Raw genomic sequence first — 21481 nt, 5'->3', positions numbered from 1 at the left:
GCCTCACCGAAAATTTTGAGTGGGCGCAGCAGGATTTGATATGTCTGGAATGATGCAAGGCAAGCGCGGGCTCATCATGGGCGTCGCCAACGATCATTCGATCGCATGGGGCATCGCGAAAGCGCTTCACGCACAGGGCGCGGAGCTTGCATTCACCTATCAGGGTGACGCGCTCGGCAAGCGCGTCAAGCCGCTGGCGGAATCCCTGAACGCCGCGCTGATCCTGCCCTGCGACGTCGAGGACATCGCAAGCGTCGATGCGACCTTCGCGGCGATGAAGGAAAAGTGGGGCTCGATCGATTTTCTGGTCCACGCCATCGGCTTCTCCGACAAGAACGAACTGAAAGGCCGCTACGCCGACACCACCCGCGCGAACTTCTCGCGCACCATGGTGATCTCGTGCTTCTCGTTCACCGAAGTCGCCAAGCGCGCGTCGGAGATGATGCCGAACGGCGGCTCGATCGTGACGCTGACCTTCGGCGGCTCGACCCGCGTGATGCCGAACTACAATGTCATGGGCGTCGCCAAGGCGGCGCTCGAAGCCTCGACGCGCTACCTTGCTGCTGATTTCGGCCGCAACGGCATTCGCGTCAACGCGATTTCCGCAGGCCCCGTGCGCACGCTGGCCGGCGCCGGCATCGGCGACTCGCGCGCCATGTTCGCCTTTCAGCAGAAGCATTCGCCGCTGGGGCGCGGCGTCACGCTCGACGAACTCGGCGGCACCGCGCTTTATTTGCTGTCGGATATGTCCGGCGGCGTGACCGGCGAAATCCACTTCGTCGATTCCGGTTACAACATCATCTCGATGCCGCATCCGGATGCGCTGAAGGCGGACGCCGACAAACCGTCGGATTAATCGCAGTTACCCCGCCGCGATCACCGTCGCGCGCTGGAATGCGGGACGCGCGGAGCAGGCGTCGATATAGCGGTCGAATGACGGCCGCGTCGGCACCATCTTGAACAGCCGGATCGCGAAATTCAGCCCCGAGCCGACCATGATGTCGGCGGCCGAGAACGTATCGCCCAGCAGGAACGGGCCCTTTTCAAGCGCGGCGTCGAGGACATCGAACACCTGCGTGGCGCTGCCCCAGGCTGCGGTCGAGGCCGGCACCTCGATCTTGGTGAAGATCTGGATCAGCGCGGGTTCGATGCAGCTTGGCGCGAAGAACAGCCATTGCAGATATTTTCCGCGGCGCGGATCGCCGAGCGGCGGCGCCAGCTTCGCGTCCGGATAACGCTCCGCGACATAGGCGGCGATCGCTGATGCTTCCGCGATAGAGACATCGCCGTCCTTCAGCGCCGGCACCTTGCCCATCGGATTGACCGCGAGAAACTCCGGCGTCTTCTGCGCGCCGGTGGAAATATCCGTCAGCACACGCTCGTAGGGCTGGCCGGTCTCTTCCATCAGCCAGATCGCGGAAAACGAGCGCGAGCGCGGCGACCAGTAGAGCTTCATCATGCGATCCTCCCTGATTTTTGTGACGTTATAGCCAATTCGTGCCGGAATTGTCTCCCGGTGACGATCAAATAAAAAAGCCCCCGCGATGCGATCGCGGGGGCTTTTCGTTTTGCCGTCAAGCGGGACGGATTATTCCGCGGCTTGCAGCGTGGGCCGGTCCGCGAGGTCGAAGCGGTCGGCGTTCATCACCTTGGTCCACGCCTTGACGAAGTCCTTCACGAACTTCTCTTTTGCATCCGCGCTTCCATAAACTTCAGCGAGGGCGCGAAGCTGGGAGTGCGAGCCGAACACCAGATCGGCACGGGTGCCGGTCCACTTGAGATCGCCGCTCTTGCGATCGCGTCCTTCATAGACCTCGTCGCCCTCGACCGCCTTCCACTTCGTCCTCATGTCGAGCAGATTGACGAAGAAGTCGTTGGTCAACACCTCCGGCCGCTGGGTGAAGACGCCATGCTTGGAATTGCCGGCATTGGCACCAAGGACGCGCAGGCCGCCGACAAGAACCGTCATTTCCGGAGCGGTCAGCGTCAGCAACTGTGCGCGGTCTACCAGAAGCACCTCGGCCGGCGCGGCCGGTTTGCCCTTGATGTAGTTGCGGAAGCCATCCGCGATCGGCTCCATCACGGCAAAAGCGTCCACGTCGGTTTGCTTCTGCGAAGCGTCCGCGCGTCCCGCAGAGAAGGGAACGGTCACATTGACGCCGGCATCCTTCGCGGCCTTTTCGATTGCCGCATCGCCGCCAAGAACGATCAGGTCGGCAAGCGACACTTCCTTGTCATCCGATTGAGCGGCGTTGAACTGCTTTCGGATTCCATCGAGTGTCTGCAACACCTTGGCGAGTTGGGCCGGCTGGTTAACCTCCCAATCCTTCTGTGGCGCGAGGCGGACGCGCGCACCGTTGGCGCCGCCGCGCTTGTCGCCGCCACGGAAGGTGGAGGCCGAAGCCCATGCCGCGCTGACCAGTTCAGACACGGTGAGGCCGGACGCAAGAATCGTCGCCTTCAGGGCCGTGACGTCCTGCTCACCGATCAGTTTGTGATCGACCGCGGGAATCGGGTCCTGCCAGATCAATTCTTCCTTGGGTATTTCGGGGCCCAGATAACGCGAGTGCGGTCCCAGGTCGCGATGGGTCAGCTTGAACCACGCGCGGGCGAAGGCCTCGGCAAACGCCTGCGGATTCTCCAGGAAACGTCGCGAGATTTTCTCGTAGATCGGGTCCAGACGCAGCGACAGGTCGGTGGTCAGCATGGTCGGCTTATGCTTCTTCGACGGATCGTGCGCATCGGGAATGACGTCCTCTGCGTCCTTGGCCTCCCACTGGATGGCACCGCCAGGGCTGCGCGTCTGCACCCATTCGTACTTGAACAGGTTCTCGAAGAAGTGGTTGCTCCACTGTGCGGGCGTCTGCGTCCAGGTGACTTCGATGCCGCTGCCGACAGCGTCCGCGCCGGAGCCGGTGCCGTAGTTGCTCGTCCAGCCCAGGCCTTGCTCTTCCAGGGCGGCTGCTTCGGGATTCGGTCCCTTGTGAGATTCGGGCGCTGCGCCGTGGGTCTTGCCGAAGGTGTGACCGCCGCCGATCAGCGCGACGGTTTCTTCGTCGTTCATCGCCATGCGCTTGAAGGTTTCGCGGATGAACCTTGCGGCGGAGACCGGGTCACCGTTGGCGCCCGGACCTTCCGGATTGACGTAGATGAGGCCCATCTCGGTGGCGCCGAGCGGATTGTCGAATTTCTCAAGGGGCCGGTGGGTCAGCCACTCGGCTTCGGAACCCCAATTCACGTCCTGATCCGGCTCCCAGACATCCGCGCGGCCGGCCGCGAAACCGAAGGTGCGGAAGCCCATGGTTTCCAGCGCCACGTTGCCGGTGAGGATCAGCAGGTCGGCCCAGGAGATTTTCTGGCCGTACTTCTGCTTGATCGGCCACAACAGGCGGCGCGACTTGTCGATGTTGACGTTGTCCGGCCAGGAGTTGAGTGGAGCGAAACGCTGTTGACCGCGACCGGCGCCGCCTCGGCCGTCAGCAAGACGATAGGTACCGGCGGCGTGCCAGGACATGCGGACAAACTGCGGACCGTAATTGCCGAAGTCGGCTGGCCACCAGTCCTGCGAATCGGTCATCAGCTTGCGCAGGTCATTCTTCAGCGCTTCGTAGTCGAGCTTCCCGAATTCCTTGGCGTAGTCGAACGTCTTGTCCAGCGGATCGGAAAGGGCCGAATGCTGGTGGAGAATCGAAAGATCCAACTGGTTCGGCCACCAGTCGCGGTTGGCTCTGGGGGTATGCGCAACGGGGCATTTGCCTGCGCCCTTGTCGTCGGTTTTTGCGTCCATTGTTTTTCTCCGATCGTTCTGTGAATTGTTTCGCCGGTTTGATCCGATGCGCCAGCCCACGCTGGAATGGTGTCTTGCCGAGACCCGGTTGCTCTCAGGTCTCCGAAATGCGCTTGCTGTTGCTGGGCGGCGTTTCGCCGTGGGCGACGGTATCATCGAGAACCGTTCCAGCAGAACTTTGGAAGAATTCCAGCATCAGGTCCAGTCGGTTTTTCTTTGCGATCAGATAAGTTATTCTGATCGTTGCACCAACTCTACCGTCGCCGGATGATTGTTTCGTGATCGAAGAAAAAAGGCGGCTGAAAAGCCGCCTTTGGTCTGAAATCGACGTGTTTTGAAATCTACACCCCGAGCGTGCCGGCCTTTGCCGCAGCGTAACGCTCCGAGACTTTTGCCCAGTTCACGGTGTTCCACCACGCCTTGAGATAATCCGGGCGGCGGTTCTGGTAGTTCAGATAGTAGGCGTGTTCCCAGACGTCGTTGCCCATCAGCACGCGCTTGCCGTCCATGATCGGGGAGTCCTGGTTGGGCCGCGTTTCGATAGCGAGCTTGCCGGCCTTCGTGACGGTGACGAACACCCAGCCGGAGCCGAACTGGCGTCCGCCCGCGGCATTGAAGTCGGTCTGGAATTTTTCCAGGCCGCCGAGATCGCTGGTGATCGCGGCGAGCACTTCTCCTTCGGGCTTGCCGCCGTCCGGGCCCATGATCTCCCAGAACATGGTGTGGTTGGCGTGGCCGCCGAGATTGTTGCGCACCGTGAACTTGATGCTGTCATCGAGCGCGTTGATGTTGCCGAGAATGTTCTCGATCGGCATCGTGCCGAGCTGCGGATTGGTCTTGGCGACATTGTTCATGTTCGCGACATAGGCGGCATGGTGCTTGTCGTGATGGATTTCCATGGTTTTGGCGTCGATGTGCGGCTCAAGCGCGTTCGTTGCGTAGGTCAGGGCCGGAAGCGTGAACGGGCCGGTGGCGGGTGCCGCTGCTGGCGCAGGGGCGGCGGCCTGTGCGAACACGAGGCGGGGCGCTGCGGCGGCGGCTGCGATTCCGGCGGCCGCGGTCATGAGATGGCGTCGGGACATCAAGGGCATGGTGTTCTCCTGATATGGCAGCGTGATGAAATCCGGATGCGGATGCAGCCGAGCAGTGTTCAGGCTACGCGACGGAGCCGGATGGAGTTTCGAATCAGACAAACGAAAAGGGGCGGCAAAATGCCGCCCCTTCCATAGCACAATGTTGTGAAGCTTACTCGGCGGCGGAAACGCCCTCGGCCTTCTGCTTGGCCTCGAGGTCTTCGCCGGTTTCCTGATCGACAACCTTCATCGACAGGCGAACCTTGCCGCGATCGTCCAGACCGAGCAGCTTGACCTTGACCTTGTCGCCTTCCTTGACGACGTCGGAGGTCTTCTGCACGCGGTTGGCGGCGAGCTGGCTGATGTGAACCAGACCGTCCTTCGGTCCGAAGAAGTTCACGAACGCGCCGAACTCCATCACCTTGACGATGGTGCCGTCGTAGATCTGGCCGACTTCCGGATCGGAAGTGATCGACTTGATCCACTTGATGGCGGCGCGGATCGATTCACCGTTGGCGGAGGCCACCTTGACGGTGCCGTCGTCCTCGATGTTGATCTTGGCGCCGGTCTTCTCGACGATTTCGCGGATGATCTTGCCGCCGGTGCCGATCACGTCACGGATCTTGTCGGTCGGAATCTGCAGCACTTCGATGCGCGGTGCATGTTCGCCGAGTTCGGCGCGGGCGTTGGTCAGCGCCTTCGCCATTTCGCCGAGGATATGAATACGACCGTCCTTCGCCTGGGCGAGTGCGATCTTCATGATCTCTTCGGTGATGCCGGCGATCTTGATGTCCATCTGCAGCGACGTGATACCGGTCTCGGTACCAGCCACCTTGAAGTCCATGTCGCCGAGGTGATCCTCGTCGCCGAGAATGTCGGACAGAACCGCGAACTTCGTGCCCTCGAGAATGAGGCCCATCGCGATGCCCGCGGTCGGACGCTTCAACGGCACGCCGGCGTCCATCAGTGCGAGCGATGCACCGCAGACCGAAGCCATTGAGGACGATCCGTTCGACTCGGTGATTTCCGAGACGACGCGCAGCGTGTACGGGAATTCGTGCGCCGCCGGGAGAACCGGATGCAGCGCGCGCCAGGCGAGCTTGCCGTGGCCGATTTCGCGACGCTTGGTGCCGCCGAGACGGCCGGTTTCGCCGACCGAGTAGGGAGGAAAGTTGTAATGGAGCAGGAAGCGCTCCTTGTAGGTTCCTGACAGCGAGTCGATGTACTGCTCGTCTTCGCCGGTGCCGAGCGTGGTGACCACCAGCGCCTGGGTTTCGCCGCGGGTGAACAGCGCCGAGCCGTGCGCGCGCGGCAGGACGCCGACTTCGCAGACGATCGGACGAACCGTTTTCGAATCGCGGCCGTCGATGCGCTTGCCGGTGTCGAGGATGTTGTTGCGAACGACGTTCGCCTCAAGCTCCTTGAACACGCCGCCGACGCGCAGCTTGTCGTACTTCGGCTCCTGACCTTCCGGGAAGAAATGGTCCATGACCTTCTTCTTCACGGCGCCGACCGCGGCATAACGATCCTGCTTGATCGGAATGGCGTAGGCGGTGCGCAATTCGGCTTCGCCGACGCTGCGCATTTCGGTGTCGATTGCGCTGTTGTCTTCGGTCTTGACCTCGCGCGGCTCCTTCGCGGCCTTCTCGGCGAGTTCGATGATCGCCTTGATGACCGGCTGGAAGTGGCGGTGACCGAACATCACGGCGCCGAGCATGATGTCTTCGTTGAGTTCCTTGGCTTCCGACTCGACCATCAGCACGGCGTCAGCGGTGCCGGCGACGACGAGATCGAGATTGGTGTCGGCCATCTCGTCGAGCGTCGGGTTGAGCACGTATTCGTCGTTGATGAAGCCGACGCGGGCAGCGCCGATCGGGCCCTGGAACGGTGCGCCGGAAATGGTCAGCGCGGCGGAGGAAGCAACCAGCGCCAGAATGTCCGGATCGTTTTCCATGTCATGCGACAGCACCGTCACGATGACCTGGGTTTCGTTGCGCCAGCCGTCGACGAACAGCGGACGGATCGGGCGGTCGATCAGGCGGGAAACCAGCGTTTCCTTTTCGGTCGGACGGCCTTCGCGCTTGAAGTAGCCGCCGGGAATGCGGCCGGCTGCGTAGGTCTTTTCCTGATAGTCGACGGTGAGCGGCAGGAAGTCGATGCCGTCACGGGCGGACTTGGCGGCGACGACGGTGGCGAGCACGATGGTCTCGCCGTAGGTCGCGATCACGGCGCCGTCGGCCTGACGGGCGATCTTGCCGGTTTCGAGTTTGAGTGGACGTCCACCCCAGTCGATCTCGACTGAATGAGCTTTAAACATTGGGTAGTTCTTTCATGGGTTCACGAAAGAACGGACGCCTGAAACACAAAAACCATGCGCAAGATTGCGAGACGCTGACTGCAAGGTCATTGCATCAGCGTCCGGCGATCCTGCCATGGTCTTTATGTTTTGAATGGCGTCCATCCTTCCGATGGTACGGGCATCTTACCCGTTTTCGCCCAGCCGCCGGATTGCTGCTGGACACGCCGCACGGACTTTCAAAAAGCCCGCGCGTTGGTCGGCGCATGATCTGACCGGATCATGCAAAAACGCGCGCAGGGATGCGCGCGTGCTTCCGTCAGCGACGGATGTTGTGCTTTTCGAGAAGCGACTTGTAGCGCGCTTCGTCCTTCTTCTTCACGTAATCGAGAAGCGAACGGCGCGTGGAAACCAGCTTCAAAAGACCGCGGCGGGAGTGATTGTCCTTGCCGTGGGTCTTGAAATGGTTCGTGAGGTTGGCGATGCGTTCCGAAAGGATCGCGACCTGGACCTCAGGCGAACCGGTATCGCCGGCCTTGGTTGCATTCGTCTTGATGACTTCCGCTTTGCGTTCTGCGGCAATCGACATCGTCAAACACCTTCTTTGCGACTGGGACTGGCAGTCAGTCCGGTCAGGTTGAACACGCGCTTGGGGATGAGTTCGCCATTGCCAATCTCGGCGAGGGCCAGAAGCCTTCCTCCGACAGTGGCGTAGACTGTGCCGTTTGAAATTGGCGCATCCCGTCCGCGCAACAAAACCGCTTGGCCCCTGTGGAGCCTTGCGGCATCAGCCCGTGTGACGGCCAGTGCCGGGATGTCGTCCAGCGCGGTCTCAACGGGCAAAAGCGCGTCTGCGAGGCTGCCCTCGCCAGACGCGGCTCTATCGCATAAAGCCTCCAATTCTGCCAGCGGAATCATGTCCGCTTCGGTGAAAGGCCCGCAAATCGTGCGCCGAAGCGCGCAAATATGGCCAAAACACCCCAGAATCCGGCCCATATCGCGGGCCAGCGCCCGCACATAGGTGCCTTTTCCGCATTCGGCCTCGAACACCGAGCGGTCGTTATCCAACTGTTCCACAAGGACTAATTCGTGAATCTCGACCGGGCGGGGCTGCAACGGCACGACTTCGCCGTCGCGCGCCATGTCATAGGCCCGCTCGCCCTGAATTTTGATAGCCGAGTACTGCGGCGGGATCTGTTCGATCACCCCGGTGAACTGCGGGAGCAGCGCCCGGATCGCCTCGACCGTCGGCCGCTCGGAGCTGGTCTGGGTGGCGCGGCCCTCGGTGTCGTCGGTGTCGCGCTCCTCGCCCCAGCACACGGTGAAGCGATAGCGCTTGCGGCCGTCCATCACGAAAGGAACGGTCTTGGTGGCTTCGCCCAGTGCAATCGGCAATCCGCCGGAGGCCAGCGGATCGAGCGTGCCGGCGTGGCCTGCGCGCTTGGCATTGAACAGTCGCTTGAGCACGGCCACCGCGTGGGTCGAAGTCATGCCGATCGGCTTGTCGAGACAGACCCAGCCGTGAACGTCGCGGCGGTCGCGCTTCTGCTGACCGCCCTGGCGCTGCGGCCTGTCGCCTTGCTGCTGGCGCGGATCGTTGTGCCGCGCGTGGCTCGCTGTGGGCGCGCCTGAAAATTTATTTTCGGCAGGCGTGTTCGAATCGGCGTTTTGGTCCGCGATCACGCTGTCTGGGGTGGTCACATTCATCAGTCTTGGTCCGAATCTGTCTTGAGGTCTTTTTGAACCGCGGGTGTTCTCAGTAATTTCTCGATCCGTTCCGCTTCGTCGAATCGTTCGTCAACGCGGAAGCGAAGATCAGGCGCAAATTTTAAGTTAACGCGATGCGCAACTTCGCCGCGCAGGAACTTCTTGTTCTGCTCCAGCGCCGCGACAACCTCTTTGAGGCCGCGTCCGCCAAGCGGCATCACATAGATCGTCGCGAGCTTCAGATCGGGCGACATCCGCACTTCCGGCACCGTGATGATGTGGCCTTCCAGCGCGGGATCGTGCACGCCGCCGGCGCTGAGAATATCCGCGATTGCGTGGCGGATGATTTCGCCGACGCGCAACTGCCGCTGCGAAGCGCCGGTCGTGCCGCCGCGAGGGTCGCTGTCCTTTTTACGCGTTGCCATTGTGGTCCCTGCCGAAAAATCAATCCGTCATGGCCGGGGTTTTGCCCCGGCCATCGACATATCTGAAATTAGAAGTTCAGCCGTGAGTGGCCGGGATGTGCCCGGTCACGACGGCTAAGTCTGGAGACGGAAAAGCGAGCCTGTAAGACTTGGACTTACAAGGAGCGCTGAATGGTCTCCACGCGATAGCACTCGATAACGTCGCCGACGCGCATGTCTTGATAGGACTCGAACGCCATGCCGCATTCCTGTCCGGACTGCACTTCCTTCACTTCGTCCTTGAAGCGCTTCAGTGTCGAGAGCTTGCCTTCGTGCACGACGACGTTGTCGCGGATCAGGCGCACGTTGGCGCCGCGTTCCACGGTGCCGTCGGTCACGCGGCAGCCTGCGATCTTGCCGACCTTCGAGATGTTGAACACCTCGAGGATCTGGGCGTTGCCGAGCATGGTTTCGCGCAGCGTCGGCGCGAGCAGGCCGGACATCGCCTTTTTCACGTCATCCACGAGATCGTAGATGATGTTGTAGTAGCGGATCTCGATGCCGTTGCGCTTGGCGAGCGCCGCCGCTTCCTTGTTGGCGCGAACGCTGAAGCCGATGATCGCGGCGTTGAAGCCTTCCGCCAGCGTCACGTCGGATTCCGAGATGCCGCCGACGCCCGCATGAAGAATGCGCGCGGCGACTTCGTCGGTGCCGAGTTTTTCGAGCGAGCCGAGAATGGCTTCCAGCGAGCCCTGCACGTCGGCCTTGATGACCAGCGGGAAGTCCTTGCGGCCGGTGGTCTTGAGCTGCGACATCATCTGCTCGAGCGAGCCGCGCATGCCGGCATTGCTGGCGGCGGCGTTCTCGCGCTTCTGATGGGCGCGGTAGCTGGTGACTTCGCGGGCGCGGGCTTCGTTCTCGACCACGGCGAGGCGGTCGCCGGCTTCCGGCGGGCCGTTGAAGCCGAGCACTTCGACCGGCACCGAGGGCCCTGCTTCCTGCACGGTTCCGCCCTGATCGTTGATCAGCGCGCGGACGCGGCCCATTTCTGCGCCGGCCACGATGATGTCGCCGACCTTGAGGGTGCCGCGCTGCACGAGAACGGTCGCGACCGGACCGCGGCCGCGATCGAGCTTGGCTTCGATCACGGTGCCTTCGGCCGGACGATCCGGATTGGTCTTCAGGTCGAGCAGTTCGGCCTGCAGCGCGATCATTTCCAGCAGCTTGTCGAGATTGGTCTTGTTCTTGGCGGACACTTCCACATCGACGACATCGCCGCCGAAGGACTCGACCTGCACTTCATACTGCAGCAACTCGGTGCGCACGCGCTCCGCCTTGGCGTCGGGCTTGTCCATCTTGTTGATCGCCACGATCATCGGAACCTTGGCGGCTTTGGCGTGATTGATGGCTTCGATGGTCTGCGGCATGACGCCGTCATCCGCCGCGACCACCAGGATCACGATGTCGGTGACCTTGGCGCCGCGCGCGCGCATCGCGGTGAACGCGGCGTGGCCCGGCGTGTCGATGAAGGTGATCTTCTTGCCGCTGTCCGGCGAGGTGACCTGATAGGCGCCGATATGCTGCGTGATGCCGCCGGCTTCGCCGCTGACGACGTTGGCGTGGCGCAGCGCATCGAGCAGCGAGGTCTTGCCGTGATCGACGTGGCCCATGACGGTGACGACCGGCGGGCGCGGTTCGGTGTCGGACGCATGATCGTCGGCAACGTCGAACAGGCCTTCTTCCACGTCGCTGGCCGCGACGCGCTTGACGGTGTGACCGAGTTCTTCGGCGATCAGCTGCGCGGTGTCGGCATCGACCACGTCGGTGATCTTGTGCATCGCGCCCTGCTTCATCAGCATGCGGATGACATCGACGGCGCGCTCGGCCATGCGGTTGGCGAGTTCCTGAATCGTGATCGCTTCCGGAATGACCACTTCGCGGATCAGCTTTTCCTTGGGCTCGTTCGAGGCGTGGCCCTTGAGGCGCTGGGTGCGGCGGCGGAACGAGGCGATCGAACGCTCGCGCACGTCGTCGGCGTTCAGCGCGGTGGACAGCGTGAGGCGGCCGCGCTGCTTGGCGGGCGCGGGCTTCGCGGTCGGTTTCGGTGCGATCACGGGGCGTGCGACGCCGCCGGGACGGCGCACCATGCGCGGCGCTTCGTCGTCATCGGAGCCGTCGGCGGCGACAGCCGCCGGGCGCGCCGGTGTCGTTGCAGCGGTGGTGCGCGCTGCCGGTGTCGCGGACTTGGCTCCGGCTTCGGTGCGCTTGTTGGCTTCACGCTCGGCGCGGGCCTTGGCTTCTTCCTCGGCGCGGTGGCGTTCTTCCTCGGCCTTCTTGCGGGCTTCGGCGGCTTCGCGCTCCTGCTGTTCCTTGAATTCCTTGGTGTTGCGTCGCGCGGCTTCCGCTTCCGCGGCGCGGCGCTCTTCTTCCTCGCGAACGCGCGCGTCGGCGAGCGCGCTGGCGCGTGCGCTCTGCTCGTCTTCGGTCAGGGTGCGCAGCACGACGCCCGATGTGCGACCCGCAGGACGCGCAGGCTCGGCCGGCCGCGGCGCGGCCTTCGCAGGCGCTGCGGCAACGGGAGGCGCCGCCGGTGCGGGCTCTGCGACAGGTGCGGGATCGCCCGCAAGACGGCGCTTGGTTTTCTTCTCGACCAGCACCTGCTTGGTGCGGCCGTGACTGAAACTCTGGCGCACCACGCCGGTCTCTGTGCGCGGTTTCAGCGACAGAGTTTTCGTACCGACGCTCAGCGGCTTATCGCCAGGATTCTTCGTATCAGCCATTCAACAGTCCCAATCTCGTTCGTTGCTCGCATCCCGGCCGTGCCGGGAATGCTCTAATTGTCTTGTTTCGTCTCGCCGCTGTTGCCGCCACCGGTCATCCGAAATCGGGTGAGCGTCTGGCAACGCGCGAGGAAGGTTTTGCCTGCCGAGCCCGCGAGCAGGGCAGCATGTACCACATTTGCCCGCCCGAGTGCCAAATCCAATTCATCGGTGCTCAGGACGCTGACAATGGGCAAATCCGCTGATTCAGGGCTCTTTTCCCGCATCACGGCGGCCAGCCTGGCATTCAGCTTGCGGATTCCGTCCGGCGCGCCGTCGGTGGCGTGGATCAGGGCCACGGCTTGCCGCCCCTCGATTGCGCCTTCGACCTTGGAAAATCCCGACACCACCTGACCGGCTTTCGCGGCCATGGCGAGAGCCTCGGCCACGCCGCGGACCATCAGCCGGTCGACATCGTCGGCCAGCGTTTTCGGCGTCTTGATATCGCGCTTGAAGCTCTTGGCGAACACGTTGCGCCGGGCGGCTTCCGCGACGGCGGCACGGGACAGCGAGACCCATAATCCGCGCCCGGGCAGTTTCCGCTTCAGATCCGCAACCGGCTCGCCCGAAGGCGAAACCACGAAGCGGATCAGATCGTCGATCGCCGCGACCTGCCGCGTGACCGCGCACATCCGCTCGGTCCCGGATTTTGTCCGGGGTCCGTGGTCGAGATCTGCTGGATCAGCGATGGCAAGCATCCGCGGGTCATTTCCTTAACTCTGAACAGGCATGGCGATGTCCGAAAACGGCTTCATCTTTTTCGGGTTCACGCTTTAAGCCGGATTGTCTTCGGAGGCGGGGGCCTCGTCGGACTTCTTGGCGAGATCGGCTTCGGTGATCCAGCCGGCGACGACACGCGCCTGCATGATCAGGGCCTCGGCGTCTTCACGGGAGATTTCGTTCGGGTCGAGAATGCCCGGGAACTTGGTGGTCTCGCCGTCCTTGCGTTCCACCCATCCCACGAGATCGTCGGTGGCGCAGCCGGCCAGATCCTCGACGGTCTTGATGTCGTTCTCGCCGAACTTCACCAGCATCTTCGAGGTCACACCCGGCACGGTTGTCAAAGCGTCTTCCACGCCCAGTTCCTTTCGCTTCGCTTCGAGTTCGGACTCGAGCTGTTCAAGATATTCACGGGCACGGCTTTGCAGCTCGTTGGCGGTTTCTTCGTCGAAACCCTCGATGCTGGTGAGTTCCCGCGGGTCCACCAGCGCCAGATCCTCAACCGAGCCGAACCCTTCGGACGCCAGCAACTGGCCGACGACTTCGTCGACATTGAGGGCTTCCATGAAGACACGGGTGGAATTTTCGAAGTCTGCCTGGCGGCGCTCCGATTCTTCCTGCTCGGTCAGGATGTCGATGTCCCAGCCGGTCAATTGCGAGGCCAGACGCACGTTCTGCCCGCGGCGGCCGATCGCAAGGGATAATTGGGTATCGGGCACCACGACTTCAATGCGCTCGCGGTCTTCGTCGATGACAACTTTCGCGACTTCAGCCGGCGCCAGTGCGTTGACGACGAAGGTCGCGATGTCGGGCGACCACGGAATGATGTCGATCTTCTCGCCCTGCAGTTCGTTCACCACAGCCTGCACGCGCGAGCCGCGCATGCCGACGCAAGCGCCGACCGGATCGACCGAGGAGTCGCGCGAGATCACACCAATTTTTGCGCGCGAGCCCGGATCGCGGGCCACGGCCTTGATCTCGACGATGCCGTCATAGATTTCGGGAACTTCCTGCGCGAACAGCTTCGCCATGAACTGCGGATGGGTGCGCGACAGAAAGATCTGCGGCCCGCGGGTTTCGCGGCGCACGTCGAAGATGTAGGAGCGCACGCGGTCGCCGTTGCGGAACACCTCGCGCGGCAGCATTTCGTCACGCCGCACGATGGCTTCGCCGCGTCCCAGATCGACGATGACGCTGCCGTATTCGACGCGCTTGACAACGCCGTTGACGATCTCGCCGATGCGGTCCTTGAATTCCTGATACTGCCGGTCGCGCTCGGCTTCGCGCACCTTCTGCACGATCACCTGCTTGGCGGACTGCGCGGCGATGCGGCCGTATTCCAGCGGCGGCAGCGTGTCGGCGATGGTGTCGCCGACCTGCGCGCCGGGATTGGCGCGTTGCGCGTCCTTCAGCGAAATCTGGTTGGCCGAATTTTCGACCTGGTCGACCACCAGCATGTGGCGTGACAGCCGCAGCTCGCCCTTCTTGGCGTCGATCTCGGCGTGAACGTCGGTCTCGCTGCCGTAGCGGGCGCGGGCCGCCTTGGCGATGGCATCTTCCATCGCCGCGATCACGATACCGCGGTCGATCGATTTTTCGCGCGCGACGGCGTCGGCGATCTGCAGCAGTTCGAGTTTATTGGCGCTGACAGCGGCCATGGCTCAGTCTCCTTCGTGGTGGTCCGATTTGCCTGCGCGCTTTTTCGCTTCGGCGGCGAGGCGGTGTGCTTTTGTATTCTTCGGCAACGGCTTGGCTGGAGCTTTCGGTTTAGGCTTGTTGGTTTTGGTGAGATCTCGTTTTTCGCGGGCGCGACGGGCATGTTCCGGGGGCTGCGGAAGAGCGCCGGCTTCTTCAAGCTGCTCGCGCTCGACGTCGCGTCCGCGACGCATCGATTCCGCAATCAGCGCGTTTGTCAGAACGAGATTTGCCGCCGAAATATCCTCGATCGGAAGCAGCGCGTCTTCTTCCTGAGCGCCCTTGTGATCCGGCTTGGCGTCCTCGCGCACGATGCGAACAGAATTCCCCTCGACACCATGAAGCAGGCCGCGGAAGCGCTTCCGTCCATCATGCGGAGTGGCCATCTCGATTTTCACGAGATGCCCCGTATAGCGCTCGAAATCCGAGCGCCGCACCAGCGGCCGGTCGATGCCCGGCGACGAAATCTCGAGGCGATAGGCGCGCTGGACCGGATCGGCGATGTCCATTACCGGCGACAGCGCCTTCGAGATCGCTTCGCAGTCCTCGATCTGCATGGTGCCGTCGGGCCGTTCCGCCATGATCTGCACGGTGCAGCCGGCCTCGGCCGACACCTTGATCCGCACCAGCCGGTAGCCCATGCCCTCGAGCACCGGCGATGCGACGCTGGCCACCCGCGCGCCCACGCCCGGCTCGACCACGAGACGCGGTTCGGACAGCAGGTCGGCGTCAAAGGCAACGTCGGTTGGTTCGGTCATGTCGAGGATCAAGAGCGCTCTTAACGGTTGTCGGGGTGACGGCTCGGCCGCCACGGGCGGCGCATGTCATCAGGTAATAAAAAAGAGCGGGTCCCGGGGGGCCCACTCTCCTACGTGTGCGTATGAGAATTTATCAGTTGCGGCGGATATAGACGTTTTTTGCCTGTGCGGCAAGGGCTTCCGCAGACCGGGCAGCGGCCATGGAACCGGCGTCCGAACCGCCACGCCAGCCGCCGGTCGCTCTAATTTGTTGAAACAGCGCATGATCTTGCTGTCGAAACATTGGCCTTTCCGGCCGAAGCGCGGTCTTCCGGGTGGGCTTCGGGCTTTGGCTAACCCTTCATTCATCTGACGGGCCTAATTTCCTCCAAAGCTCCTGGGCGGAGCGTGTCGCGCACGGTAACCGCCGTGCCGGCGACGACCAGAGATACGCATGGCTGCTGCTTTTTCCCTGATTCCGGAACTCGATGAGATCGTCAAGAACGGCACCGCTGAGAGGCGGGCGGAGGCGATCGAGCGGATTTCCGGTCTTTTCCTCCAGGGGGCCGCGCATTTCGAAACCCAGCATGTCGCATTGTTCGACGACATCCTGGTCGGGCTGGTGCCCGCGACAGAGATCGACACCCGCGTGGAGCTCGCGGAACGGCTGTCGAAACTGGACAATGCGCCGCCGACGCTGGTGAAGCAGCTTGCGCGCGAAAACGAGATCAAGATCGCCGGTCCGATTCTCAGCCGCTCGCCGCTGCTCGACGATCCGACCCTGGTCGACATCGCGCGCGGCAAAGGTCAGGACCACCTCGCGGCGATTTCCGGACGTCCCACATTGTCCCCGTCGGTGACCGACGTCATCGTCCGCCGCGGCGACCGCGACGTCGTTCGCAGCGTGGCGGCCAACGCCGGCGCCCAGTTTTCCGATGCCGGATATTCCGGATTGATCAAGCGCGCCACCGACGACGGGATGCTGGCGCTTGCCGTCGGCCAGCGCGAGGACATTTCCGCAACCTCACTGAAACAGTTGCTGGCGAAGTCGGTGGATATCGTGCGCCGCCGCTTGTTCGATGCGGCGAAGCCGAAGCAGAAGGCGGCGATCAATCAGGCGATGACCGAGATTTCGGGCTCGCCGAAAGCGCCGCCGGTGCGCGATTTCGAGCCGGCCCAGCGCGCCATTCTGGCTTTGCATCAGGCGGGTCAACTCGACGAGGCGACGCTGCTCGGCTTTGCGAAGCAGCACAAATACGAAGAGGCGATCGCGGCGTTCGCAGCGTTGACGGGAATGCGGCTCGTGGTGGTCAATCAGCTTGTGATGGGCGACCGTTTCGATCCGGTGCTGTTGCTCGGAAAATCGATTGGACTGGAATGGGCGACGGTGCGCGCGCTTGTGGTGCTGCGGCTTGGACCGGGACGGGTGCCGTCCGGACCGGACATCGAGGAAGCCCGCATCAACTACGAGCGGCTGTCGCCGGCGACCGCACAGCGCGTCCTGGTCTTCTGGCGGATGCGCGACAAGAACCTGCCTGCCTAAACATCCAGTCGTCTAGGAATCCAGCCGCTTGAAGATCAGATAGGCGGCCTTGCGTCCCTCGCGATCGGCCTTTCTGCCGTAACGCGTCATCGTGTAATGCGGCCACGGCAAGCGCCAGTCGTCCGCCCGCTCCGCGGTCCACATGAAGTCTTTCGAGTGCTGCATGTGCATCAATGCCCATGAGCAGTAATCGTCGATGTCGCTGACGAAACGGAATTCGCCGTTTCCGCGCAAGACGCGCGACATTTCGGCGATTGTCGCGTCCTGCACGAAGCGCCGCTTCCAGTGCCGCCGTTTCGGCCACGGGTCGGGATGGATCAGGTCGATGCGCGCGAAGCTCGACGGCTGCGCCCATGCGAGAAGTTCGGCGGCGTCGCCCGCGAACAGGCGGATGTTGCCGATGTTGTGCGCTTCGATCTGCGCCAGGATTTTCGCCATGCCGTTGACGTAAGGCTCGCAGCCGATGAAGCCGGTCTGCGGGAACGCGAGCGCCTCGGCGATCAGATGCTCGCCGCCGCCGAATCCGATTTCGAGACGCATCTCGTTCACCGGCACATTGAACAGCGAAGCGGGATCGGCGGCGTCAGCGCTGGCAAGATCCAGCGCAAGATGCGGCAGCAGATGTCCGATCAGGTCGGCCTGATGATGGCGAAGCTTGTGGCCCTTGCGCCGTCCGAAAAACGAACCGTGACCGGCGGTCTTGTGCGGGGGTGCGTCTTCATTTTCCGACATGTGGACTCACCGGTCTGAACCGCCGTCGTGGCCGTGCGCCAAAATGCCTGTACGAAATTCCACGTCGCGTTGGCGGAATCAGGTGGGGTCGGATTGTTCGCGCGCCGCCATCTGCTCGACGAGTTCGACGATGCTGCGGCGAAGCTTGGCATCGGTGATGCGCGTAAACGCCCGGGTCAGCGCCAGCCCTTCGGAGGTCGCAAGAAAATCCGACACATAGGCCGGAGACTGGGCTTCGCTCAAACCTGCCAGCGCGTTCGGACCGGCAGGGCCGCCTTCGAACAGGAATGAAACCGGCACCTGAAGGATGTCGGAAATCTGTTGCAGGCGGCTTGCGCCGATACGATTGGTTCCCTTCTCGTACTTCTGCACCTGCTGAAATGTCAGGCCGAGCGCTTCGCCAAGTTTTTCCTGACTCATGCCCAGCATAATGCGGCGCATTCGCACACGGCTGCCGACATACTTGTCGACCGGATTGGGGGCCTTGGGTGTCATCTCAGCTCCGCGCCATCGGCTCACAAAGTACTATAATCGTACCGAATGCGATGGGGTACCGGCATACGCTGCTTAGCGTGATATCGTCAAATGCTTGTGGCGGACTTGCTGAAAAAATTAGGTTACCCGGCCCTATCAAGCCTTGGGTTCTGAACGCCGTATATTGAATGCCAATTCCGAAATACGCCGATTCAGAGTTTCGGTTTCACGCGACGGCGAATCATGACGATGATCGACAATGCTACCGCCAATGCTGCGGGAATATCCTGAACCCGCGAGAACAGCGTCGGTGACACGGGCTTTGGCAGCGCTGAATCCAGCACGCCTTCGGTTCCCAGACCGAGATGCGCCACAATCCGGCCGACCGGATCGATCACCGCACTGATACCAGTGTTCGCGGAGCGGACGAGGGGAAGGCCTTCCTCGACCGCCCGCAGCCGCGCCTGTTGCAGATGCTGATAGGGGCCGGTGGAAATGCCGAACCACCCGTCGTTGGTCAGGTTGATCATCCAGCCGGGGCGTTCGTCGCGCGACACGATGTCGCCCGGGAAAATCGCCTCGTAGCAAATCAGCGGCAACATGCGCGGCGTGTTCGGCAACGTCATCGTTCGCCGCCGGTCGCCCGGAATGAAGCCGCCGCGCATCTTGGTGATCTGCACGAAGCCGAGTTTCTCCATCGCCGATTGGAACGGCAGATACTCGCCGAACGGCACGAGATGCAATTTGTCGTACACCGACAGGATGGTGCCGTCGTGATCGATGACATAGATCGAATTATAGGCGCGGGTCACCTGCGCGCCGGCGGGCTGGTCCGGCGGGCGAATGCCGCCGGTGACCAGCACTGTTCCCTGCGGCAACAGATTCGCGATCTGCGCCATCGCGTCGGCTTCGCGGGTCAGGAAAAACGGAAACGCGGACTCCGGCCAGATCAGGATCGTCGCGTCGCGCACGCCGCTCGACTGCGGCCCGGTCGCGCGGTCCGACAGCGACAGATATTTGTCCATCACCTTCTGCCGCATGGCGTAGTTGAACTTCACATCCTGCTGCAGGTTCGGCTGCATCAGCCGCAGTTTCACCTTGTCGACGAATTGCGTCGGATGGTTCGCCAGCCGGATCGTGCCGTAGACGCCCATCGCGAGCAGCACGACGAGGGCGAGCGCGGGCGCAATCCACGGGCGGCGCGTGACGAGCCGGTCGTCGATCAGCACGGCGGGGCTGGCGAACACCGCCACCGCGATGAAGGTCAGACCCCACAGCCCGATCAATGAGGCGGTCTGCGCCAGCGCGAGCGGTTCGGTCAGCGCGTAGCCGAGCGTGTTCCATGGAAAGCCGGTGAGGATATGTCCGCGCAGCCATTCGCTGACGGTGAGCGCGCAGGCAAGGCTGAGAATGCGAAACGCATCCGGCGTCCAGATCAGCCGCGCGAGCGCGAAGCCCATGGCCATGAACAGCGCCAGCCCCGCGGGCAATCCCATCACGGCGAACGGCAGCAGCCACGCGAAGGTTTCGGCGTCGACGAGGAACGCGTATCCCACCCAGTAAAGTCCGGCGACGAAATAACCGAAGCCGAACCACCAGCCGCTGAGGGCTGCGGCCGGAATGCCGCCGAGGCGTCCGGCGCCCGCGCCGTCGATCAGCCAGACCGCCACCGGAATTGTCAGGAACAGGATCGGCCATGCGTTGAACGGCGCCATTGCCAGCGCCGACAGCGCACCCGCAGCCAGCGCGATGAACGCGCGCTTCCACCCCCACGACAGAACGATGCCGGCAATGAGCGCGCGGAGCGATGTCATCGGCTGCCGTCGCCGGATGAAGCGGAGCCGGCGGGATCGTTGGTCTGCGATTGCGCGGCGTCATTCGCCGCCTCGCGCCGCCGCGTCTCGCGATGGCGCAGATTGGAACGGTCTTTATGCGTCCCGATGCGCACGCGCTTGACGCGGCGCGGGTCGGCATCGAGCACCTCGATCTCGAAATCGCCGGGACCGGAAATGATTTCTCCGCGCACCGGAAGTCGGCCGACCTGCGTGACCAGATAGCCGCCGAGCGTATCGACGTCCTCGCCGGCTTCGCCGGTGTCGAATGCCTCGCCTACCACGGACGTGACATCCTCGAGGCTCGCTCGGGCGTCGGCGATGAACGATCCGTCGGCTTGCTTCACCACGGAGGGCGCTTCGTCGCCATCGTGCTCGTCGTCGATCTCGCCGACAACCTGCTCGACGATGTCCTCGATCGAGACAAGACCGTCGGTGCCGCCATATTCATCGACCACCAGCGCCAGATGGATGCGCGTCGCCTGCATCTGCGCCAGAAGATCGATGGCTGGCATCGACGGCGGCACATAGATCAATTTGCGCATGATGTCGGCGTCGGCGAGGCGCATCCGCAGATCGACCGCCTTCAGGTCGAGCCCTGCCGGAAACGGCTTCTTGCGCTTGGCGTTGACCTCGTCGGCGACCTTCGCCTTCGCTGTCACGAACGCCAGCAGGTCGCGGATATGAACGAACCCTTCGGGATCGTCGAGCGTGTCATTATAAACCACGAGGCGCGAATGCGCTGCGCTCTCGAACAGGCTCATCAGTTCGCCGAGTGAAATATCCCGCTTCACCGCGACGATGTCGCCGCGCGGCACCATGACGTCGGCGATCCGGCGCTCGTGCAGCCCCAGGATGTTGCGCAGCATGGTGCGCTCGATCGTGGTGAAGCTGGTCTCGTCGGGTGCGGTGGCGTCGAGCACGACCTGAAGATCGGCGCGCGCGGAGCCTGCCTTCCATCCGAACAGCGTGCGCAGCGCGCGCATCAGCCATAGTTCAGAGGAGGGACGCAGCACCTCGCCGTGTTGCACAGGGACCGGCAGTTTTCCCGATCCTTGCTGGTCGGGATGATCGTCGGGTTTATCGGTGGCTAGGTCGGGCACTTAATTCACCTGATCGTCGTGCGCATAGGGATCGGGGATCCCGAGTTGCGCAAGAATATCACGTTCGAGGTCTTCCATGACCTCGGCGTCGTCGTCGTTCTCATGATCGTAGCCGACCAGATGCAGGAAGCCGTGCACCGCCAGATGGCTGAGATGATGATCGAACGGCTTGTGCTCGGCGTCGGCCTCGCTGCGCGTGGTCTCATAGGCGATCGCGATGTCGCCCAGCATGCGCGGCGCGTCGTCGTCCGCGGGCGCGCCTTCCGGCTGCAACGCGGGGAACGACAGCACGTTGGTCGGCTTGTCGATGCCGCGCCAGTTCTTGTTGAGCGTGCGGATGCCGGCGTCGTCGGTCAGCATGATCGCGAGTTCGGCGTCGCCGGTGTCGGCATCGACCATGGCGGCGGCGGCTTCGATGGCGCGATGGATCGCGCCTTCCGCGCCGCTTTCGCGGTGCCAGCAGTCGGCCGTGACAAGAATCTCGGTCGCGGGAATATCGGCGGTCGTCATATCAAAAGATCTGGGTTCGCAGTTTTCAGTCGTCTCAACGGATTTCATC

Annotated in this window: 18 protein-coding genes; 2 read left to right on the top strand and 16 right to left on the bottom strand. The window is 62.9% G+C overall.

The features are described 5' to 3' along the window. Positions 1-40: 40 nt before the first annotated feature. The gene (gene fabI / locus AC1RKJ_RS12520) at positions 41-856 is read left to right on the top strand and encodes an enoyl-ACP reductase FabI (RefSeq protein WP_492791280.1); all 816 of its coding nucleotides are present in this window, start codon (positions 41-43) and stop codon (positions 854-856) included. Positions 857-862: 6 nt separating this feature from the next. Here fabI and AC1RKJ_RS12515 read toward each other — a convergent pair whose 3' ends face one another. From AC1RKJ_RS12515 to rimP, 11 genes are all read right to left on the bottom strand, one after another. Next, positions 863-1459, bottom strand: coding sequence for a glutathione S-transferase family protein (locus tag AC1RKJ_RS12515; RefSeq protein ID WP_492791279.1), 597 nt, complete (start codon positions 1457-1459; stop codon positions 863-865). A 129-nt stretch (positions 1460-1588) separates the two neighbouring features. Then, positions 1589-3787, bottom strand: a complete 2199-nt coding sequence (gene katG, locus AC1RKJ_RS12510; RefSeq protein WP_492791278.1) for a catalase/peroxidase HPI — start codon at positions 3785-3787, stop codon at positions 1589-1591. A 341-nt stretch (positions 3788-4128) separates the two neighbouring features. Next, a complete protein-coding gene (locus tag AC1RKJ_RS12505) occupies positions 4129-4878 on the bottom strand; it encodes a superoxide dismutase (protein ID WP_492791277.1) in 750 nt (249 codons plus the stop codon). Between the two features lie 154 nt (positions 4879-5032). After that, a complete protein-coding gene (pnp, locus tag AC1RKJ_RS12500) occupies positions 5033-7177 on the bottom strand; it encodes a polyribonucleotide nucleotidyltransferase (protein WP_492791276.1) in 2145 nt (714 codons plus the stop codon). 298 nt (positions 7178-7475) lie between these two features. Beyond that, positions 7476-7745: a 30S ribosomal protein S15 gene (rpsO, locus tag AC1RKJ_RS12495; RefSeq protein WP_492791275.1), complete on the bottom strand. Its 270-nt coding sequence runs from the start codon at positions 7743-7745 to the stop codon at positions 7476-7478. 2 nt (positions 7746-7747) lie between these two features. Further along, on the bottom strand, positions 7748-8863 hold the full coding sequence (gene truB / locus AC1RKJ_RS12490) for a tRNA pseudouridine(55) synthase TruB (RefSeq protein ID WP_492791274.1): 1116 nt from the start codon (positions 8861-8863) through the stop codon (positions 7748-7750). After that, entirely contained in the window at positions 8863-9288 is a 426-nt protein-coding gene (gene rbfA, locus AC1RKJ_RS12485; RefSeq protein ID WP_492791273.1) for a 30S ribosome-binding factor RbfA, read from the bottom strand. The genes truB and rbfA overlap by 1 nt, the downstream gene beginning before the upstream one ends. A 155-nt stretch (positions 9289-9443) precedes the next feature. Beyond that, positions 9444-12047 carry a translation initiation factor IF-2 gene (gene infB / locus AC1RKJ_RS12480; RefSeq protein WP_492791272.1) on the bottom strand — a complete coding sequence of 868 codons (2604 nt, stop codon included), beginning with the start codon at positions 12045-12047 and terminating at the stop codon, positions 9444-9446. Between the two features lie 53 nt (positions 12048-12100). Further along, positions 12101-12784, bottom strand: a complete 684-nt coding sequence (locus tag AC1RKJ_RS12475; RefSeq protein ID WP_492791271.1) for an RNA-binding protein — start codon at positions 12782-12784, stop codon at positions 12101-12103. Between the two features lie 75 nt (positions 12785-12859). Then, a complete protein-coding gene (nusA, locus tag AC1RKJ_RS12470; RefSeq protein WP_492791270.1) occupies positions 12860-14464 on the bottom strand; it encodes a transcription termination factor NusA in 1605 nt (534 codons plus the stop codon). A 3-nt stretch (positions 14465-14467) separates the two neighbouring features. Then, positions 14468-15259 (bottom strand): ribosome maturation factor RimP, encoded by a 792-nt coding sequence (gene rimP / locus AC1RKJ_RS12465; RefSeq protein WP_492791269.1) that lies wholly within the window; start codon positions 15257-15259, stop codon positions 14468-14470. A 433-nt stretch (positions 15260-15692) separates the two neighbouring features. On the opposite strand from rimP, the gene AC1RKJ_RS12460 reads away from it, so the two are divergent. Further along, positions 15693-16781 (top strand): DUF2336 domain-containing protein, encoded by a 1089-nt coding sequence (locus AC1RKJ_RS12460; protein WP_492791268.1) that lies wholly within the window; start codon positions 15693-15695, stop codon positions 16779-16781. A 12-nt stretch (positions 16782-16793) separates the two neighbouring features. On the opposite strand, the gene AC1RKJ_RS12455 is transcribed toward AC1RKJ_RS12460, so the two are convergent. From AC1RKJ_RS12455 to ybeY, 5 genes are all read right to left on the bottom strand, one after another. After that, entirely contained in the window at positions 16794-17513 is a 720-nt protein-coding gene (locus tag AC1RKJ_RS12455) for a tRNA (guanine(46)-N(7))-methyltransferase TrmB (RefSeq protein WP_492791267.1), read from the bottom strand. 78 nt (positions 17514-17591) lie between these two features. Next, positions 17592-18008, bottom strand: a complete 417-nt coding sequence (locus AC1RKJ_RS12450; protein WP_492791266.1) for a helix-turn-helix domain-containing protein — start codon at positions 18006-18008, stop codon at positions 17592-17594. Between the two features lie 191 nt (positions 18009-18199). Beyond that, positions 18200-19801: an apolipoprotein N-acyltransferase gene (lnt, locus tag AC1RKJ_RS12445; RefSeq protein WP_492791265.1), complete on the bottom strand. Its 1602-nt coding sequence runs from the start codon at positions 19799-19801 to the stop codon at positions 18200-18202. After that, entirely contained in the window at positions 19798-20922 is a 1125-nt protein-coding gene (locus AC1RKJ_RS12440) for a hemolysin family protein (RefSeq protein WP_492791264.1), read from the bottom strand. Before AC1RKJ_RS12440 ends, lnt begins: the two co-directional genes overlap by 4 nt. After that, the gene (gene ybeY / locus AC1RKJ_RS12435) at positions 20923-21432 is read right to left on the bottom strand and encodes an rRNA maturation RNase YbeY (protein WP_492791263.1); all 510 of its coding nucleotides are present in this window, start codon (positions 21430-21432) and stop codon (positions 20923-20925) included. Positions 21433-21481 lie beyond the last annotated feature (49 nt).

The organism is Afipia sp. GW822-FHT04G07, assembly GCF_058800765.1.
This window is presented reverse-complemented; position numbering and strand designations above follow the sequence as displayed.

What these genes read in the sequence shown, in the direction of transcription:
- rpsO (WP_492791275.1), bottom strand. Translation starts at nt 7,745, where the DNA reads ATGTCGATTGCCGCAGAACGCAAAGCGGAAGTCATCAAGACGAATGCA.
- AC1RKJ_RS12515 (WP_492791279.1), bottom strand. Translation starts at nt 1,459, where the DNA reads ATGATGAAGCTCTACTGGTCGCCGCGCTCGCGCTCGTTTTCCGCGATC.
- ybeY (WP_492791263.1), bottom strand. Translation starts at nt 21,432, where the DNA reads ATGACGACCGCCGATATTCCCGCGACCGAGATTCTTGTCACGGCCGAC.
- nusA (WP_492791270.1), bottom strand. Translation starts at nt 14,464, where the DNA reads ATGGCCGCTGTCAGCGCCAATAAACTCGAACTGCTGCAGATCGCCGAC.
- AC1RKJ_RS12475 (WP_492791271.1), bottom strand. Translation starts at nt 12,784, where the DNA reads ATGCTTGCCATCGCTGATCCAGCAGATCTCGACCACGGACCCCGGACA.
- rimP (WP_492791269.1), bottom strand. Translation starts at nt 15,259, where the DNA reads ATGACCGAACCAACCGACGTTGCCTTTGACGCCGACCTGCTGTCCGAA.
- rbfA (WP_492791273.1), bottom strand. Translation starts at nt 9,288, where the DNA reads ATGGCAACGCGTAAAAAGGACAGCGACCCTCGCGGCGGCACGACCGGC.
- katG (WP_492791278.1), bottom strand. Translation starts at nt 3,787, where the DNA reads ATGGACGCAAAAACCGACGACAAGGGCGCAGGCAAATGCCCCGTTGCG.
- fabI (WP_492791280.1), top strand. Translation starts at nt 41, where the DNA reads ATGTCTGGAATGATGCAAGGCAAGCGCGGGCTCATCATGGGCGTCGCC.
- AC1RKJ_RS12505 (WP_492791277.1), bottom strand. Translation starts at nt 4,878, where the DNA reads ATGCCCTTGATGTCCCGACGCCATCTCATGACCGCGGCCGCCGGAATC.
- lnt (WP_492791265.1), bottom strand. Translation starts at nt 19,801, where the DNA reads ATGACATCGCTCCGCGCGCTCATTGCCGGCATCGTTCTGTCGTGGGGG.
- AC1RKJ_RS12455 (WP_492791267.1), bottom strand. Translation starts at nt 17,513, where the DNA reads ATGTCGGAAAATGAAGACGCACCCCCGCACAAGACCGCCGGTCACGGT.
- pnp (WP_492791276.1), bottom strand. Translation starts at nt 7,177, where the DNA reads ATGTTTAAAGCTCATTCAGTCGAGATCGACTGGGGTGGACGTCCACTC.
- infB (WP_492791272.1), bottom strand. Translation starts at nt 12,047, where the DNA reads ATGGCTGATACGAAGAATCCTGGCGATAAGCCGCTGAGCGTCGGTACG.
- AC1RKJ_RS12450 (WP_492791266.1), bottom strand. Translation starts at nt 18,008, where the DNA reads ATGACACCCAAGGCCCCCAATCCGGTCGACAAGTATGTCGGCAGCCGT.
- truB (WP_492791274.1), bottom strand. Translation starts at nt 8,863, where the DNA reads ATGAATGTGACCACCCCAGACAGCGTGATCGCGGACCAAAACGCCGAT.
- AC1RKJ_RS12460 (WP_492791268.1), top strand. Translation starts at nt 15,693, where the DNA reads ATGGCTGCTGCTTTTTCCCTGATTCCGGAACTCGATGAGATCGTCAAG.